General features: G+C 46.0%; 1 rRNA gene. It reads right to left on the bottom strand.

Annotated features, from left to right (window positions below):
• A 23S ribosomal RNA gene (locus tag IQR33_RS02560) occupies positions 1-239 on the bottom strand; the annotation flags it as partial.

Here is a 239-nt window from a genome sequence, read left to right as displayed (position 1 = left end):
CTTAAGGGCTAGTCCAATTTCGCTCGCCGCTACTTTCGGAATCTCGGTTGATTTCTTTTCCTCGGGGTACTTAGATGTTTCAGTTCCCCCGGTTCGCCCTGTTGAGCTATGTATTCACTCAACAGTAATACCTTATGGTATTGGGTTTCCCCATTCGGAAATCCCAGACTCAAATGGTTTTTACTACCTAATCTGGGCTTATCGCAAGTTAATACGTCCTTCATCGCCTCTGACTGCCA

Source organism: Vibrio sp. OPT46, from assembly GCF_015163535.1.
Taxonomy (GTDB): Bacteria; Pseudomonadota; Gammaproteobacteria; order Enterobacterales; family Vibrionaceae; genus Vibrio; species Vibrio alginolyticus.
The sequence above is the reverse complement of the archived record's forward strand: the minus strand, read 5'-3'. Positions and strand labels throughout refer to the sequence as shown.